Origin of the sequence: Marinicella marina, from assembly GCF_030065545.1 — a bacterium.
Classification (GTDB): Bacteria; Pseudomonadota; Gammaproteobacteria; order Xanthomonadales; family Marinicellaceae; genus Marinicella; species Marinicella marina.
On record NZ_JASJNC010000004.1, the window covers coordinates 108,561 to 125,486 of the forward strand.

General features: G+C 44.3%; 11 protein-coding genes and 1 pseudogene. 4 read left to right on the forward strand and 8 right to left on the reverse strand.

The genetic code is table 11. From position 1 onward, the window contains the following. The first annotated feature begins 4 nt into the window (after positions 1–4). Together QNI24_RS07560 and metH are read left to right on the forward strand one after the other, a co-directional pair. Positions 5–925: an ArsR/SmtB family transcription factor gene (locus tag QNI24_RS07560; RefSeq protein ID WP_267175952.1), complete on the forward strand. Its 921-nt coding sequence runs from the start codon at positions 5–7 to the stop codon at positions 923–925. A 3-nt stretch (positions 926–928) separates the two neighbouring features. After that, complete coding sequence (gene metH / locus QNI24_RS07565; protein ID WP_267175953.1) at positions 929–4,585, forward strand: methionine synthase; 3,657 nt, start codon at positions 929–931, stop codon at positions 4,583–4,585. A gap of 34 nt (positions 4,586–4,619) precedes the next feature. Here metH and QNI24_RS07570 read toward each other — a convergent pair whose 3' ends face one another. The 4 genes from QNI24_RS07570 to QNI24_RS07585 form a co-directional block, all read right to left on the reverse strand. Then, positions 4,620–5,855, reverse strand: a complete 1,236-nt coding sequence (locus QNI24_RS07570) for a choice-of-anchor Q domain-containing protein (protein ID WP_267175954.1) — start codon at positions 5,853–5,855, stop codon at positions 4,620–4,622. Between the two features lie 80 nt (positions 5,856–5,935). After that, entirely contained in the window at positions 5,936–7,336 is a 1,401-nt protein-coding gene (locus tag QNI24_RS07575) for a YfcC family protein (RefSeq protein WP_267175955.1), read from the reverse strand. A gap of 54 nt (positions 7,337–7,390) precedes the next feature. Next, on the reverse strand, positions 7,391–8,437 hold the full coding sequence (locus tag QNI24_RS07580) for a M23 family metallopeptidase (RefSeq protein ID WP_283708596.1): 1,047 nt from the start codon (positions 8,435–8,437) through the stop codon (positions 7,391–7,393). Positions 8,438–8,811: 374 nt separating this feature from the next. Continuing rightward, positions 8,812–10,218, reverse strand: a complete 1,407-nt coding sequence (locus QNI24_RS07585; RefSeq protein ID WP_283708597.1) for an MATE family efflux transporter — start codon at positions 10,216–10,218, stop codon at positions 8,812–8,814. 135 nt (positions 10,219–10,353) lie between these two features. On the opposite strand from QNI24_RS07585, the gene QNI24_RS07590 reads away from it, so the two are divergent. Beyond that, complete coding sequence (locus tag QNI24_RS07590; protein ID WP_267175958.1) at positions 10,354–10,947, forward strand: acyltransferase; 594 nt, start codon at positions 10,354–10,356, stop codon at positions 10,945–10,947. A gap of 45 nt (positions 10,948–10,992) precedes the next feature. Here QNI24_RS07590 and QNI24_RS07595 read toward each other — a convergent pair whose 3' ends face one another. From QNI24_RS07595 to phhA, 3 genes and pseudogenes are all read right to left on the reverse strand, one after another. Continuing rightward, on the reverse strand, positions 10,993–11,847 hold the full coding sequence (locus QNI24_RS07595) for a hypothetical protein (RefSeq protein ID WP_267175959.1): 855 nt from the start codon (positions 11,845–11,847) through the stop codon (positions 10,993–10,995). 135 nt (positions 11,848–11,982) lie between these two features. After that, positions 11,983–12,315 (reverse strand): 4a-hydroxytetrahydrobiopterin dehydratase, encoded by a 333-nt coding sequence (locus QNI24_RS07600; protein WP_267175960.1) that lies wholly within the window; start codon positions 12,313–12,315, stop codon positions 11,983–11,985. 10 nt (positions 12,316–12,325) lie between these two features. Continuing rightward, a pseudogene (gene phhA / locus QNI24_RS07605) lies at positions 12,326–13,138 on the reverse strand (phenylalanine 4-monooxygenase); the annotation flags it as partial. Positions 13,139–13,269: 131 nt separating this feature from the next. Between phhA and QNI24_RS07610 the strand changes: the two are divergent. After that, positions 13,270–13,731, forward strand: a complete 462-nt coding sequence (locus QNI24_RS07610; protein ID WP_267175961.1) for an Lrp/AsnC family transcriptional regulator — start codon at positions 13,270–13,272, stop codon at positions 13,729–13,731. A 1-nt stretch (position 13,732) separates the two neighbouring features. Here the strand turns inward: QNI24_RS07610 and QNI24_RS07615 are convergent, their stop codons facing one another. Next, on the reverse strand, positions 13,733–16,828 hold the full coding sequence (locus QNI24_RS07615; protein ID WP_267175962.1) for a DEAD/DEAH box helicase: 3,096 nt from the start codon (positions 16,826–16,828) through the stop codon (positions 13,733–13,735). Positions 16,829–16,926: the final 98 nt, after the last annotated feature.

Below are 16,926 nucleotides of genomic sequence, written 5' to 3' on the forward strand. Positions count from 1 at the left end.
ATATATGCAACTCAATGAACTGTTCAAAATCTTATCAGATGAATCACGGATTCGACTGGTACTGTTGCTCAACCAACAAGAACTTACGGTTGCAGAGCTGGCTGAAATCACCCGTCTAGCCCAGCCGCGGGTTTCCACCCACCTATCGAACTTGAAAAATCACCAAATGGTTTTAGCCAGAAAACAAGGTGTCAGTGCGTATTATCGTCTAAATACTGAACATTTTGATGACAACTATCCAGAAATGTTGGACATATTGAACCAACACTACAACAACGTAGCAATCATCCAAGAAGACAACAAACAACTGGCTCAGGTATTGTCTGAACAAGCCGTCAGTAATCAATGGGTTGATGCAGTAGCTGGTGACATGGAAAGGCATTATTCTCCTGGCAGAACTTGGGAAGCCACCACTCGAGTGGTGGCCAAACTGGTTGATTTGGGGCAGGTTCTCGACTTGGGCTCTGGTGATGGGGTTTTGGCGGAATTATTGGCCAAAAATGCTGCTGAATATACCTGTGTTGATAACAACATGAAAGCCATAGATGCTGCTAAAAAACGTTTGCAAGGTTTAAAAAATGTTAAATTTCACCAAGGTGATATCCATCATTTGAATTTACCTGAAGGCAACTATGATTGTGTTTTGATGCTGCATGTTTTGACCTACTCAGAGCGGCCAGAAAAAGTTATCAAGGAAGCATTCAAAGTATGTAAAACCGGTGGCCATTTGTTGATATCAACCCTTCACCTGCATCAACACCAAGACATATTGAAAGATTACGGCCACAAAAACCTCGGTTTTGAAACCAAACAACTTGAACAATGGTGCTTGGATGCTGGTTTCAGCACAGTCCAAGCCAGTATCAGCTCACAAGAACAACGTAAGCCCCATTTTAAAATCATCACAGTAGAAGCAAGTAAATAAATAATGAATAACAAGACCAATACCCGCAGTCTAATCGAACAACACCTAAAACAACGAATCCTATTGTTGGACTCGGCCATGGGGACCAAGATACAAACATTGAAATTGCAAGAAGCAGACTACCGTGGAAGCTTACTTAAGGACCACAGTGATGATTTGAAAGGTAACAATGATATTTTATCATTAACCCAGCCACAAATTATCCAAAACATACACGAGCAAAACCTGAATGCTGGCTCTGATTTTGTTGAAACCAATACCTTCAATGCCACCTGCATTGCTCAAGCTGACTACGCTTGTGAACATCTGACCTATGAAATCAATAAACAATCAGCAGCCATTGCCAAAACCGCCTGTAATAAATACAACAGCGAAGACAAACCGCGCTGGGTTATTGGCGTGCTGGGTCCGACCAATCGCACGGCCTCTATATCCCCCGATATCAACCGCCCAGAATACCGCAATGTGACCTTCGATGAATTGGTTTCGGCCTACACGGAAGCAACCAATGGTCTGATTGATGGTGGTGCTGATGTATTGATGGTTGAAACCATCTTCGATACATTGAATGCCCGCGCTGCATTATTTGCTTTACAGAGCGTATTGGATGCGCGCAACAGCGAAATACCCATCATGATATCAGGGACCATTGTTGATGCCAGTGGTCGCACCTTATCAGGTCAAACTTTGGCTGCCTTTTACCATTCAATCCGCCACGTTAAACCCTTAGCAATTGGCCTGAACTGCGCGCTGGGTGCCGATGATTTGATTCCATATATCAAGGAATTATCCGACATTTGTGAGTGCTACGTCAGCATCCATCCGAATGCAGGCCTACCCAATGAGTTAGGCGAATACGACCACAGTCCATCTCACATGGCTAAAATCATGGAACAAATGGTATCCCATGGTCACATCAACATCATGGGCGGCTGTTGTGGCACTACCCCAGAACACATCACCGCACTGGCTGAGATGGCACAAAAATACGCCGTCAGAAAAATTCCTGAAACACCTACTTACTGTCGATTGTCAGGTCTTGAGCCCCTGACCATTACACCGGAGTTAAACTTCGTGAATGTTGGTGAGCGCACCAATGTCACCGGCTCACTTAAATTCAAAAGGCTGATCAAAGAAAACGACCTTCAAACGGCTTTGGAAGTGGCCCAAGAACAAGTTGATAACGGTGCTCAAATCATCGACATCAATATGGATGAGGGCTTGATTGATTCGAAAGAAATGATGGTTACTTTTTTGAATTTAATTGGCTCTGAGCCCAATGTGGGCCGAGTACCCATCATGCTAGATTCATCCAAATGGGAAATCCTTGAAGCAGGTCTACAACACATTCAAGGCAAAGGTGTGGTTAACTCCATCAGCCTCAAGGAAGGTGAGGATGAATTCTTAGCGCATGCCAAACTGGCCCAAAAATATGGTGCAGCGGTGATTGTCATGGCATTTGATGAAACCGGTCAAGCTGACTCATATGAACGCAAAATTGAAATTTGTCAGCGTTCCTATGAATTATTAGTCAACAAAATTGGTTTCGCGCCTGAGGACATCATTTTTGACCCCAATATCTTTGCCATCGGTACCGGTATAGAAGCACACAACAATTACGGCAAAGATTTCATTGAAGCCACAGCTTGGATCAAACAAAATTTGCCCCATGCCATGGTTTCAGGCGGTGTTTCAAATATCTCTTTCTCTTTTCGTGGCAACAACCCACTGCGTGAAGCCATTCATTCGGTGTTCCTTTACCATGCCATCAAGGCCGGCATGGACATGGGTATCGTTAATGCCGGCCAATTAACGGTTTATGATGACATCCCAACTGACATCAAGGATAAGATAGAGGACCTGTTGTTCAATCGCGATCCCAACGCCACTGAAGAGCTGCTGGATTTAGCACAGAACATGCAGGGTCAAGCACAGGATGAAGGTGATAAATTGGCTTGGCGCGAAGGCGAAGTCAAAGACCGCATCAACCATTCATTGGTACATGGCATCATAGATTTCATTGAAGAGGATGCGCAGGCTGCCATGGAAGTACACAATGATCCTTTGTCAGTGATTGAAGGCCCATTGATGGATGGCATGAATGTCGTGGGTGATTTATTTGGTGAAGGTAAAATGTTTTTGCCCCAAGTGGTCAAATCAGCACGGGTTATGAAAAAAGCGGTGGCTTGGTTGACCCCTCACATTGAAGCACAAAAAGGCAAACAACAAGCCAAAGGCAAAATCATCATGGCCACTGTTAAAGGTGATGTGCATGATATTGGTAAGAACATTGTTGGCGTGGTCTTGGGCTGTAATAATTATGAAATCATAGATTTGGGTGTTATGGTGCCGGCTGAAAACATCCTCAAAGCCGCACAAGAACACCATGCTGATATCATTGGTTTATCAGGCTTGATTACACCCTCTTTGGATGAGATGTGTTATGTCGCTGAATTGATGCAAGAAAAAGGCATGGATTTACCGCTGCTCATAGGCGGAGCCACCACCTCAAGAACCCACACCGCACTGAAAATTGAACCGGGATATGATAACGCCACCGTTTGGGTCAAAGATGCCTCACGTGCTGTAGGCGTGGTTGCCAACTTACTGTCTGAAGACAAGCAAGTAGAATACTGTAAAAGTATCAAACAAGAATACGATGAGATCAGGGAACGACGCAAAAACCGCAAGTCCAATAAAAATCTGATTCCACTGGCGCAAGCCAGAAACAACAGCCTGAAATTAGACTGGTCAGGATTTAAACCGGTTAAACCCCAATTCACAGGTGTCAAAGTTCTTGAAGATACCGCATTGAGTACATTACGAGAATATATCGATTGGACGCCGTTCTTTCAAACTTGGGAACTGCACGGTCGTTTTCCTGCCATTCTTACCGATGAAGTGGTCGGTGAAAGCGCCTCAGAGTTGTATCAAGATGCTTTAAAAATGCTTGATCAAATCATTGATGAAAAGTGGTTACAATGTAAGGCCGTGTTGGGCTTCTTTCCGGCCCACTCAAGCGGCGATGATGTGATCATTCAACACAATGATGAACCACACCGCCTATTGAACCTGCGCCAACAAGCCAACAAGCCAAAGGCCAACCTGTGTTTGAGTGATTTCATAGCACCAGAAGAAGCTGGACTGAATGATCATATTGGCGCCTTTGCGGTGACCACTGGCATCGGGATAGAAGCACATGTTCAACGTTTTGAGGCCGCTGGTGATGATTACAACAGTATCATGCTCAAGGCCTTGGCTGACCGTTTGGCTGAAGCATACGCTGAATACCTACACCAACAAGTCAGAAAACAATATTGGGGTTATGAAGCAGACGAACAATTAGATAATGAATCATTGATCAACGAGCAATACCGCAGCATCCGCCCTGCGCCTGGCTATCCAGCCTGTCCAGACCACACCCAGAAAGAGTTGTTATTCGATTTACTCGATGTCACCAACAACACCGGCATTGAACTGACCTCAGGCTTAACCATGTACCCTGCTTCATCAGTCAGTGGTTTTTACTATGCTCATCCAGAATCACAGTATTTTGTGGTCGGTAAGATCAACGACGAACAAGTCGAGGACTATGCCCAAAGAAAAGGCGTTACTGTGGACGAGGCCAAGAAAAGCTTGCGACCGAATTTAGAGGAATAGCTACCTGAAAACGGACAATTAAAACCTAACAGTGTCAATCAAAACTGCTGAGAAAGATAAAGTCATTGACCATTTCGACTGCCCCTTTGTCACACAATGCTGAGCCGTTGTTATCACCATCAAGTGGCCGTGCTTTACCTGATTGATCTTCATTGATACAATCAAGCGGGTCAGCCGAGTCTATGGCAGGACTTTGATAACTCAATGGGTAATATTGTTGGTAATTACTGGCCAATCGAAGTGGCCCAAGCGCAGCATCAACACCCTCCACGTCTGCGGTTCCAACCAAACCACAACTGTCGTCATCAGAGAGGTTATAGCCATCACTGATGATGGAATTGGTAACCCTACAATTCCCCCCAACATTGGTAGCTAAAATAGAATTCTTGATGGTGACATTACCCACCACACCTATGGGCTCGTTAAAAGCAATTGTAGAGAAATGGACTTCGATGAAACCTGGGGTTGAAAATGGCAAGTCACTTGAAGCTGCAAATAAACCTCCATAACGGGAGGCTTGGTTGTTGGTAATGGTCGAGTTAATGATCAAAGCATTACCGGATTCAACATAGATAGATCCGCCATCGGCACCACCACTGCCAATGGTGGCTTGGTTGCCACTGACTGTGGTTTTATCAAGCACCAACTCTGCGCCCAGATCGATGATAATTGCGCCGGCATATGACGCAGTGTTACTAATCAACAGTGATGATGTTACTTGGCACAAAGCTTGTGATTCGTAACAATACATGGCACCCCCTTCAAAACTGGCCTCATTGTTTTCAACACGTACACGGTTCAAATTCAATACGCCATTGCTCGCAATGGCACCGCCTGAACCATCCACATTACCACCTTGTAAAGTCAAATCATTCAAAGTCAATTGACCCGTTTCTTCAGGGGTGTCATTGACCGTGAAGAAACGCATCTGAGGCGCTGAATCGTCAATGCTTAACACTGAATCGTTGCCTTCAATGATGATGGCAGTGGTTACTCGGGGCAATGCATTGTTGCCGATACCGTTATAATCAACTTGATTGAAAGTGATGGTGACAGCCGTGGGTAATACTATGGTATCTTGACCTGAACCGGCAGAACAGCCATAAAATGATGCATCTGACTCGGCGGCTCTGATCGCAGCCCGTAAAGTACAAAATTGGTTGTTACCTAGACTGCCGCTGTTGGAATTAACCACTATGACAGCCGCATTGAGCTCAAATACTGCAATCATACTCAGGTACGCAAATACCACAAACTTACTTGTTTTCATAAGAAACTCCTTGTCTTAATTGCATCATCAAAATGTTTATATATTTCGAAGACTGCATTGGTTATAAAATTTTTATCTGATTAAATTGGTTGAACCCCAGCGCCATAATCAAACACCACGGCCAGTACCAGCACCGCAGCAGCTGCTCCCATCAATTTTAATATCAACGGCAGACAAAACCTGAACCAAGCGTTATAAGGGACACCGGCCATACCAATGATGCCCATCAATACCGCATTGGTTGGAATGATCATGTTAGAAAAACCATCACCAAATTGATAGGCCAAAACTGATATCTGACGATTTACCCCAATGATGTCACCCACTGGCGCCATTAACGGCATGGTGACATAGGCTTGACCACTGCCTGACGGGATAAATAGATTCAGAACCGATTGCATGATGAACATGCCTACCGCAGCCAATTCAGCACCCAAATATGACAGAGGCATGGACATGGCATGTACCAAGGTATGCAGTATTTGACCGTCTTCCATAATCAATGCAATACCACGAGCCACACCGATGAGGATGGCTGTGGTGGCCAATTCTTGCACCCCTTCGATGAATTTATTGGCAGCCATATCCGCACTGAGCTTACCAACCACAGCAGCAAAAACACCCCAGACAATAAACATGGCGCCTAACTCATATAAATACCATCCTCTTTCAGATATGCCCCAAACAGCAACCACAATGGTTGCCACCAAGCCAAATAATATCAAACGGTGTCTGTTATTGAGCTGTGGGTAATCATGTTGTTCCTTATCCTCCAGTGGACAAGCCAAACCATGCACATATGACTTTGATGGATCAACTTGAACCATTTTGGCGTATTTCCAAACATGGTGAAAACCAATCAACACAAAGGGCAAAAATATGGCCAAGCGCAGCCACAAACCAGAATACAACGGCACATCGGCGATTTGTTGTGCAATCATCACGGTGAAAGGGTTGAAAGCAGAAACGCCATAGCCAATACCATAGCCAGTCACCACCATCCCCACCGCGGTCATGGCATCCAGCCGCATGGCCTTACACAAACCCACCAGTATGAGCACGAAAGGTATGTATTCCCCGGCTGTGCCAATGGCTCCTGAGGCCAGAGCAAAAACAAATATAACCATGAAAATGAGCATGTGTGGCTTTTCACCAAAACGCTCTAGCATGCTACCAATCAGTGCGTCGATGGTGCCAGTGGCCCTGGCAATTGCCAATACACCACCAATGATGAAAACAAAAAATATGATGTCTTGTGCCGCGGCCAATGCCCGCGGGATAGCAATCAAAAAATCAAACAAAGACAAGCGCTTTTGTGTTTCAGCAACCTCATAAGTGCCTGCTACAACAGCTTCACGTCCGTTTTCCAAGGTGATTGTCTCAAAAAAGCCTTGCGGCACAATCCAAGTGGCGATGAAGGCAATAAACATCATGCCTAACAACAAAATAAGGGTATGCGGTACTTTAAATTCTTTTTTCATTCAATTTGACTCAAATATTATTGTATTCATAGAAAACCGATTTATTTAGCTGTCTTACTCAAAACCATTGAGATAGATTAAATCAATCAGTCCAGATGTGTTATTGGGCAGATTCAACCAGCCGGGACAAACCACATTATTGGCGGGTAACATGGTGTAGTAGGAGGTGTCACAATCAAAATCATAATTCCCTTCGCCAGCATGATGCATCCAACTGGTAAAATTAATGTTGGACTCATCAATCAAAACGGCATCACCAGCAGTGTCCCAAACCGCCACATGAACGTGCGGCCCAGTCGAGCCACCACCGTTACACAAGGCTTGGGCTTCGTTGTCAGCATAATTGGCAAGCGCTTGGTTATCAATAACCGCGCTTTGATCGTTCACTTGTATGTTATCCAAATGATAATAAGATGTTTCCCAACCATTGGGGTGTATCACGGTCATCGAACATGAAGACCAAACCCTGGCGATACCCGCTTGTGCAGCACTCACCCAATAAGCAGAGGTGTCATCGCCCCAATCATCGAACCCACCCCAAAAATCCAGTGCGTTTCTCACCGATCCAGAACCCCCATTTCTATGCACACCGCCGCCACCCCAAAACTCACCTCTTGGCCACGGCGGCTGTAAGTAATTAAATAAGGTTGCAGCGCCAGAAAAGTTTTCATCTGAGCTTTGGCGACTGCGGCTCAATTCAGCACTGAATTCAGGCATCAGGCCAAAGCTGTTGCTCACAGAGCTGATGGCAATACTTGCAGCCAGTGGATTGCTCTTATTTTGAGCAAAAATTTCATCCAAACCAGCCGCAATTTGCCAAACCAGGTCTTTATTCTCCTGACTGGCAACCACCGCTTGGTTATTGAATGCAGCTTTTACCATGCCTATTAATACTTTGGGGTGTATAGACTTCATCGCGGACCAAGCCGCTATGGTTTCATTCAATGGCATCAATTCAGGTGCTTGAGAACTTAAGTAGTCTAGGGGATCAAAACTCAGTTTTTCACTGCTGTTGAAGCGGAAGTGACTGTTATCAACAATGGTGGGGCCATCATAAACAGCCGACAGAATTGGGCCTTGGTAACTGAAGTCAGAAGCCATTGTAAATTGACTGACCACAAGGGATAACAAGAGCAACTTACGCATGGATCAAATTAAGGCAGTGGTTATTAGGGTTTATCAACATGTTTTATTGGCACTGTGAGCATTTAAATACCCAACAGTTTAAATCAAATCAGACACAATTATAAATCTAAAACAATTGATAAGGCCAATTATCATCAAACTCTGAACATTCATTGAGCTCATTCTGATACCCGCATGATGCCAAAGTGATTTGCGCACGCTTTAATTCACCATGAGTATAATCCTCGGTCGGGCCACGCTCCCCTATTGAAAATGCCATAGGTATGCATATTTCAGCTTTGATATAAAATCAACTGCAGTGGCATTGGCTAATGAGATTGAAAAACTAATTAGTGAGTCAAGTTCAATCTCAGTTGGCCAGAGCATTCGTTGAGCTGGATTATTTTTTTAGCCATACATCCATCAGCAATTAATTTCTTCAATTGTCTGTTGGTATACAAATACAAAATCACAGCACTGACTGAAACCACCCCAACCAAAGCATAAAACAAGCTGTTGACGCCAAAGTCCCAATACACAACCAGCAGATAGTAAATACCTACGGGTATCAGAATCTGTCGAAACGCCCCAAGAATCATTGGGAAATTGGGTTGTTTGATGGCCTGCAAGGTACCAACACTGATGAAAAACACCACATAAGCAAAAAAGGCAATGGCATCGATACGCATGTAGGAAATCCCGACAGTGGCCACTGACTCTGTATCACTGAAGCTATTGACCAACGAGGGCGAAGCAAATAACATCACCGGTATCATCACCACCGCAACCACCATCCCAAGTTTCAGGGCTTTGTGGTAGGCATCTTTGATTCGTTGGTATTGGTCTACACCAAAGTTTTGGCCACCCATTGCCATCATGGCTGCATTCAATCCCAACGCTGGTAACAACAGGACTTGCTCTATTCGCAACCCAACTGAATATCCAGCAACCGCATCGTCACCAAATTCACCTACAAATTTGATCATCACAAAACTGCCCAAAATGATGATTATCATATTAAGACTGGCCGGTGCGATTTGGGCAAAAAGTTTTTGCCATCGCGCCCATTTAAATGCCGGTATAGGCCAATGAGCGGTGGTATTTTTTACTGCCACAATCAAATAAATAGCAGAAGCGATTTTGATCAGAATGGTGGCCCAAGCCAATCCAGCGATGCCAAAATCAAAGACAAAAATAAACAATGGGTTCAAGCCCAAGTTGACAAAAAAACCAACCATCAACACATTGCGATATGTCACGGTATCGCCATGGCCGACTAGAATACCTGCTGCCACACTGTTCATGGCAAAAACCACATTACTGAATAAAATAATAGACAAATATTCCCACGCCAAGTCCGCCACAGCTTGTTGCGACGCCAGATAAGACAACAGCATGGGACCAAATGCATATGCCAGAACAAAAACTATTGCAGCACTGATCAGTCCAATACCAAAGGCATTGTTTACCCAAGCCAATACTTCATCCTTTTTATCATTGCCTACGTCAGGAGCCACCATGGCTGAAGTACCGCTGCGCATGCCGTTACCAATACTGATGGTTAAAAAGAATATCAAAGAAGCAATGGACAAGGCTGCTAAGGCTTGGTCTGAAATTTGTCCCGCAAACCAGGTATCAGTGAGGTTATACAAAGTATTGAACATCATACCAAGAGCCGCTGGAGCAGCCAGTTTAATCAGTTGAGGATAGAGTTTGCCTGATTTAAGGTCCTTCTGTTGTGCCTGCGCATTTGACATTGCATCTGCCATGAAATTAAAAAAAACACATCTTAGAGCAAGGCAAGTAAAAAATGCGCGAAGCACATTGGTAACGGTTTTAATAAAACTTAAGGAATCGGGTACAATGTTGTTCTTTTTATTATACCTAGATGCATGAGTTGTTACGAAATTGACGGTGTTAAACCGGTTATAGATCCTAGTTCTTTCATTCACCCCACTGCCTCAATCATAGGCCATGTGGTGATTGGTAAAAATTGCTACATCGGTCCACACGCCAGTTTGCGTGGCGACTTCGGCAAAATCGTTTTAGAAGACGGCGTCAACTTTCAAGATGGATGCATTGCTCATGGCTTTCCCGAGGGCGTGACCCGGGTGCGCAAAAATGGTCACATCAGCCATGGTGCAGTACTACACGGCTGCGACATTGGTGAAAACTGTATGGTAGGCATCCAAACGGTGGTGATGGACAATGCCAAAATTGGTAAAGAATGCATGATCGCTGCGTTGAGTTACATCAAACCCAATTTCCAAGCCCCTGCCCGTTCAATCATAGCTGGTTCACCAGCCACAGTGAAAAAACAAGTTTCAGATGAGCAAATAAAATGGAAGACCGTTGGCACAGGCATCTACCAGAACTTAAGTAAACGCTGCCTAGAAACATTCAAGCCCTGTGAACCACTGACTGATGAAGCCGAGCAAGATGATGATGCCAAATTACGGGTCAAAGACTTTAAACCCTTGAAGTAAAAAAGGCGCATCACTGCGCCTTCTGTCAATCGCATTATCATTGTTTTATTTAAGTTTCCATCTTGTGTTCAACTGCGCAGTGGCTTGATACTCATCACCGATGGTGAACTCAAACTCAGATGATTCTGGAACTGCGTATTTGATGATGTCAGTGAAAGCAAAAGTCAGAATTTTTTGACCGTCATTTTTGCGGTCATTACTGATGCTGACGGGTTTAATCGCTTTAGGTAATGGGTGACCGTCAACTGCTGTGATTTCAATGTTCCTGATTTTGTAATCCTCTGAATCAGTCACTGTTACCATAAAGTCTTTACCCGTTTTACCTTTGCGGTAGTTGATTTTACTTTTGTATTCTTGAAACGCCACGGGAAAAGACTGCATGTCTTGTTGCGCAGGCTTATCAGCAGGTATCGCAGGTAAGTCATATTTACCATCCACTGTGATATCAAACTCGGTGTCGCGGAACATATAAGCAGCACGCCCCTTAGCAAACAACCCCAATGGTCCCCACATCACAACATGTGCAACTGTCGCACCGGTTCTTTTGCGACCTTCTTGCGACAGCGGATTGCGTTCAAATTTAACTAACTCGCCGTTTGAGGCCACCAAGCTTCTGGGCACCAGGGTCAATACACCGCCTTTGCCCATGCTTTTTCTGCCTACGGCTTCCTGCACCATGCCCTTAACAAAAGTGCCAGCAGCAATCACCACATCAGAATCAACCATCACATCTTCAGTCACCTGGAAATACACGGTCTCACCAGTGAAGTTCATGTTGCCATTGACATTCTGCGCCAAACGCACAGGAATATCTATACCATCTTTAAGAACGGCAGCGGTCGAAAAAAAACAAACAAGAGAAAGTAAGGTGGCGAAAAAAAGCTTATGAGAAGAATTCATATCAATTCCTTTTAATGAGAAATAGACATTATAAAACCATAATTTTTTTAAAAGGAATTAAAACACTGAATTAATGGTTAAAAAGTACAACCATGTGCATTTACTGCGATTAAAGTGACTTTAACTACTTATTAATTACAACAAGTCCACTTTTTTGGCACAAATGTAGTCATTTATGGTCAGGCCACCGGCTTCATGTGTGGTGAACAACACTTCACAATAGTTGTAACCAAACTTAACATCGGGGTGATGGCCTTCTTTATCAGCCAGATTGGCCAAGGCGTTAACAAAAAACATGGTCTTGGCGAAATTTTTGAACTTGAAGCGGCGGTGTATTGACTTGGCGTCATCTGCCAACTGCCAAGCGCCATTGACGTGCTTATGGTAGTCTTGGGCTTCAGCAGCGGTCATCGCTGCCACGCCACCGTTACACGGTTCGCATTTGAGTTCTTTAAGTTGTTTATCCATAGGTGCTAGTTTAACAGGCTTGAGCCAAAGCGGCGTGAGGCTGTTGTAGACCCTTTTCTTGAGCTGCTTTGATGTCACTGATTAAATCCCTCGCAGTGATTTCATTCAACTGTTCAAAATTATCCAGCACAAAATAAACCGGCTGTTTGATATCGATTCTGTAGGGCGTGGTCAATACGTCCATGATTTCAAACGGTCGGCGTTCAGGTTGCTTACTTTCAGCCGCATAAATCAACTCCGTTGGGGACGAAGCCAATCCTGATCCCATTGGTACGGTCTGGCCATGATTATTTTTAATCAAACCGAACTCAATGGTGAACCAATACAATCTGGCCAACCAGGCATACTGATCTTTTGTCAGTTGGGTGCCAAGCTGTCCTATTTTTTGTGAAAATTCAGCCACAATGGGGTGGGTAAGAAGAGGTGTGTGTCCGAATATTTCATGAAAGATATCGGGTTCTTTCACATACAAAAAGTCATCTTTGTTGCGAATGAATGAAGCCGCAGGAAATGATTTATGGGCCAACATATTAAAGAAACGATCATATCCAATCAGTGCTGGAACCGGCTTGACCTGCCAGCCTGTTATGCTTTTTAATTTTTCAGAGATTTCAGAACATTGAGGTATTCTGTGGCTGGGAAGATCAATATGATTCAATCCCTCTATATACTCGTTGATCATGTGCCGGTTGACCAGACTGATTTGCTCGTTATAAAGCTCAGCCCACATCTGATGTTCGTTGTGTGTGTATGCAATGGAACCATCATTGTTGGCTTGTTTCGCCTGATATTTAGTACTGACGTATCTGGACATGTATTGCTTGCGTTTCTTTAATTTGTTGACGTGGGTCTATTTTAGATAGAATTGTTGAAATATTATTCTCAATATTCTTTATTTTTTGCTTTTTTTGGAATATAGTTTCATTTAACAAAAGAATACAAGAAATTAATTCCATGCAAGCACTAGATAAGCACGACATAGACATATTAAGGGTCCTACAAAAAGATTCCAGCATCAACACCCAAGAACTGGCTGATGCCGTTCATTTATCCAAAACTCCTTGCTGGCGCCGGGTCAGAAAGTTAGAGGAATTAGGCTACATCAAAAAGTATGTTGCCCTGCTCGACCCCAAACTACTGGACCTCTCGGTCATGGCTTACGTCCAAGTCTCAATGAACAGCCATGACTTAAGTGTGTTGAGGAAATTTGATGAGTTTGTAGATAGCAGTCCATATATTCTGGATTGTAATTCAACCGCAGGTAACTTTGATTATGTGATGAAAGTGATTGCACGTGACACCGAAGATTTAGAACACTTCATCATGCGTGAACTGCTCAATACCGGTGTCATTCAGTCCACCAACACCAATCTCATCCTCAGACCCAAGAAAACCACCACTGAGTTTCCGCTGTGAATTATGCTATTGGCCCCAACATCTCCTGCCATTGGTGGGCACTGAGGATTTCGCTGATGTCGGCGGTCTTGGTGAGTAAGCCATCGGCCAGTTGTTGTTTGTGTTGTTGTAGCTGGTAAATTTTTTCCTCAACCGTACCGCGGGTGATCAGTTTATAGACAAACACCTGCTTGTCTTGTCCAATGCGGTGCACGCGGTCACTGGCTTGTTGTTCTGCTGCCGGATTCCACCAGGGATCATAATGAATAACCGTATCGGCCGCGGTTAAGTTAATGCCAGCACCACCGGCTTTTAAACTTATTAAGAACACTGGCTTGTTCTCGGCTTGAAAATCAGCAATCATTTCGGTGCGCTTATTAGGCGGGGTTTGACCGGTGAGCTGGTAATGATCTATGGCCAGTTCGTCCAGTGTGGATGCGATCATGTCCAGCATCTTGGTGAATGAGGAAAAAATCAAAATGCGCCTGCCCTCTTCGACCAAACTGGGTAAAGCATTGCGCAACCAATCTAATTTGGCTGAACTGGTGTCGGTATCGATGCTCTTCAAATCAATCAGTCTGGGGTGACAGCAGACCTGGCGCAAACGCAACAACGCATTGCCAATCAAAATTTGATTATTCTGTTGGTTTTTCATCGCTTGGCGAATTTCTTCGCTCATGGTCAAACGGATACTCTCATACACCGTGGCTTGTTCATCATGCAAATCAATGTATTTGATGATTTCATTCTTCTCAGGCAGTTCTTTGGCCACTTCTGCTTTACTTCGACGCAAAATAAACGGTGCCAATCTGGCCTGTAACTGTTGTAACTTCTCTGTGTCTTGTTGTTTCTCTATCGGCCATTGGTAGTGTTGTTGGAATTGTTTTTCAGAGCCGAGAAAGCCAGGCATCAAAAAATCAAAAATTGACCACAGCTCACCCAAATGGTTTTCAACCGGCGTACCACTGAGGCACAAACGGTGCTTGGCGGTGAGTTTTTTAATGATTTGCGCCACTTGGGTTTTGCGGTTTTTAATCGCTTGGGCCTCATCCAGCACCAGTAGATGGATGTGCTTTTTATTCAAATCAACGAAGTCTCGACTGATGATGCCATAACTGACCACAATCAAATCGTAATCCTCAAAGCGCTCGTACATGGCATCGCGATTGGGCCCAGTCATGATGCCTACTTTCAAGTCTGGGGTGAATTTACTGGCCTCAGCAGCCCAATTACCCAACAAACTGGTCGGAGCCACAATCAAACTGGTTGGTTGTTTTCTTTGGGTGTCACCGGCTTGTTCTTTTTGTGCCTGAATGAATGCCAAGGTTTGTAGGGTTTTACCCAAACCCATGTCATCGGCCAGCAGTCCGTTAAAATCATGCTCGGCCAAAAACATCAACCAGGAAAAACCCACATGCTGATAAGGCCTTAATGTGGCCTTGAGGCCGTTGGGCAAGTCAGCTGGGTCCAATTGTTGGATGCCCTCGAGCTGTGAAGATTTGTCTTTTACTTCATCAAATCCCATCCAATCAACGGTCTGATTATCTGCTGCCAGTTCACCCTGCCAGTCTTGTTGCTTTTGTACCACCGCCAGTAACTGGTTTTGATTCAACTTGATTTTTTCATCGCCTTGTTTGACCTCAAACAGTTCCTCAATGGTGCTGACAATTTGTGCCACTTGTTCCTTGGCTATGCCCACATGCGAACCATTATCCAATTGAATCATCAGTTCACTTTTTACTGCATCGAAGGCGCCATTCTTGATTGCTTTAATGAGGTAAGGTATTAGGTTGATTTTTTGTTGGTTCACTTCAATACCAAGCTGTAAATCAAACCAACTTTCTTGTGAGGATGATTGATTCGATTGCACATCTACAAACCATTTCTCAATGCGGTTGCCGTTCAGTCTGAAATCAGCTTCAATGTTAATTTGCCAACCATGTTCTGATAACGCCAGTAAACTGGGCGCCATTGCGGTGAAATCTTCACCCAGGTAACGGTCATTGACCTGGAAGTTGATGCTGATGGGGGGCTCAAAGGAGGCCTTCACCGAAGGTAACTTCTCCAGCTGGTAACAGGCAGTTGATATTTTTTCTAATTGTTGCGCACCAATCAGCACCGCACCGTCTATCAAATCATCCAAGTCAAACAGCGCATCACCCGCTACAAAAGTCGGTTGGGCCACATCGAACACCACTTGTGGCTGATTGGACCAAGGCAAATCTATCACTGCTGTGGTGATATTCAATACCGGTTGAATCTCAGCTGACTCATTCACTTTGACTGTTTTATCTTGGGCTTTTTGTAACCAGGCCACGGCATTTTCATGCTGAATCAAGGCCAAATTGGGACTCAGTTCGGTCTTGGCTTGCTGCGGTATTTCATTGACTTTGTGCAAGGTGATCGGTGGTCGGTAACAGGCTTTCCAAAAACAACGCCCCGTGTGTAACATCATCAATAAAACCGACTCGTCTCGCCGTCCATCCAAGTTGAAATGTTGAACCTTGGCCAAGCCATTTTGATTCATTTGATAAAACACGTACTGATCAGCCAAACTCATGAATTTAGGTTGCTGTTTTTTGAAATACAAACTGCTGTCAATGTCACCTTTGACTTGGTACCGATCATCCTGGGATAAATAAGCTTTGTATATACTGATCTTTATCTGGCCCTCATCGCTGCGACTAAGGATATAAATCACGCGATGTCGAGCCATGTTCGGAAAAGGATCATGCACTTGTCTGGTGATCCAGCTCATGAAGGTGTTGTTGATGTCTTGCAGGGCTTTGACTTGTTGGGTAAATGGCGGCAACAGATCTAACCTGGATTTGCTGTATATGGTCAAAGCCGCCAAGTGCTGACAATGACCTTGCTCAGCGCAGGAACATTTACCCACAAGTCCACCCTCATTGAGCTCAATTGGCCAATTCATACTGAGGTGATGTGTTTGCGCACCATCGCTGTAAACTGCCCGGATCAGCTGTGATATATCGTTGTACTGCCAATGATTCAATTGACCGGCCAAAACTGCCTCAGTGGCTTTGAACACCATTTCTTCAGTGAAATGTTGTTGTAATTGACCGGCTGGTCCTTTCAAGCTGATGGGTGTTTTAAACATGTAATGGGTTGTGTGTTGTTTGGGCAAAAATCTATAACAGCCGTTCATTATATGACAGCCGGATTTGATATTTGTGAATATCAGAAAGAATTATGAAA

What these genes read in the sequence shown, in the direction of transcription:
- QNI24_RS07560 (WP_267175952.1), top strand. Translation starts at nt 5, where the DNA reads ATGCAACTCAATGAACTGTTCAAAATCTTATCAGATGAATCACGGATT.
- metH (WP_267175953.1), top strand. Translation starts at nt 929, where the DNA reads ATGAATAACAAGACCAATACCCGCAGTCTAATCGAACAACACCTAAAA.
- QNI24_RS07570 (WP_267175954.1), bottom strand. Translation starts at nt 5,855, where the DNA reads ATGAAAACAAGTAAGTTTGTGGTATTTGCGTACCTGAGTATGATTGCA.
- QNI24_RS07575 (WP_267175955.1), bottom strand. Translation starts at nt 7,336, where the DNA reads ATGAAAAAAGAATTTAAAGTACCGCATACCCTTATTTTGTTGTTAGGC.
- QNI24_RS07580 (WP_283708596.1), bottom strand. Translation starts at nt 8,437, where the DNA reads ATGGCTTCTGACTTCAGTTACCAAGGCCCAATTCTGTCGGCTGTTTAT.
- QNI24_RS07585 (WP_283708597.1), bottom strand. Translation starts at nt 10,218, where the DNA reads ATGTCAAATGCGCAGGCACAACAGAAGGACCTTAAATCAGGCAAACTC.
- QNI24_RS07590 (WP_267175958.1), top strand. Translation starts at nt 10,354, where the DNA reads ATGAGTTGTTACGAAATTGACGGTGTTAAACCGGTTATAGATCCTAGT.
- QNI24_RS07595 (WP_267175959.1), bottom strand. Translation starts at nt 11,847, where the DNA reads ATGAATTCTTCTCATAAGCTTTTTTTCGCCACCTTACTTTCTCTTGTT.
- QNI24_RS07600 (WP_267175960.1), bottom strand. Translation starts at nt 12,315, where the DNA reads ATGGATAAACAACTTAAAGAACTCAAATGCGAACCGTGTAACGGTGGC.
- QNI24_RS07610 (WP_267175961.1), top strand. Translation starts at nt 13,270, where the DNA reads ATGCAAGCACTAGATAAGCACGACATAGACATATTAAGGGTCCTACAA.
- QNI24_RS07615 (WP_267175962.1), bottom strand. Translation starts at nt 16,828, where the DNA reads ATGTTTAAAACACCCATCAGCTTGAAAGGACCAGCCGGTCAATTACAA.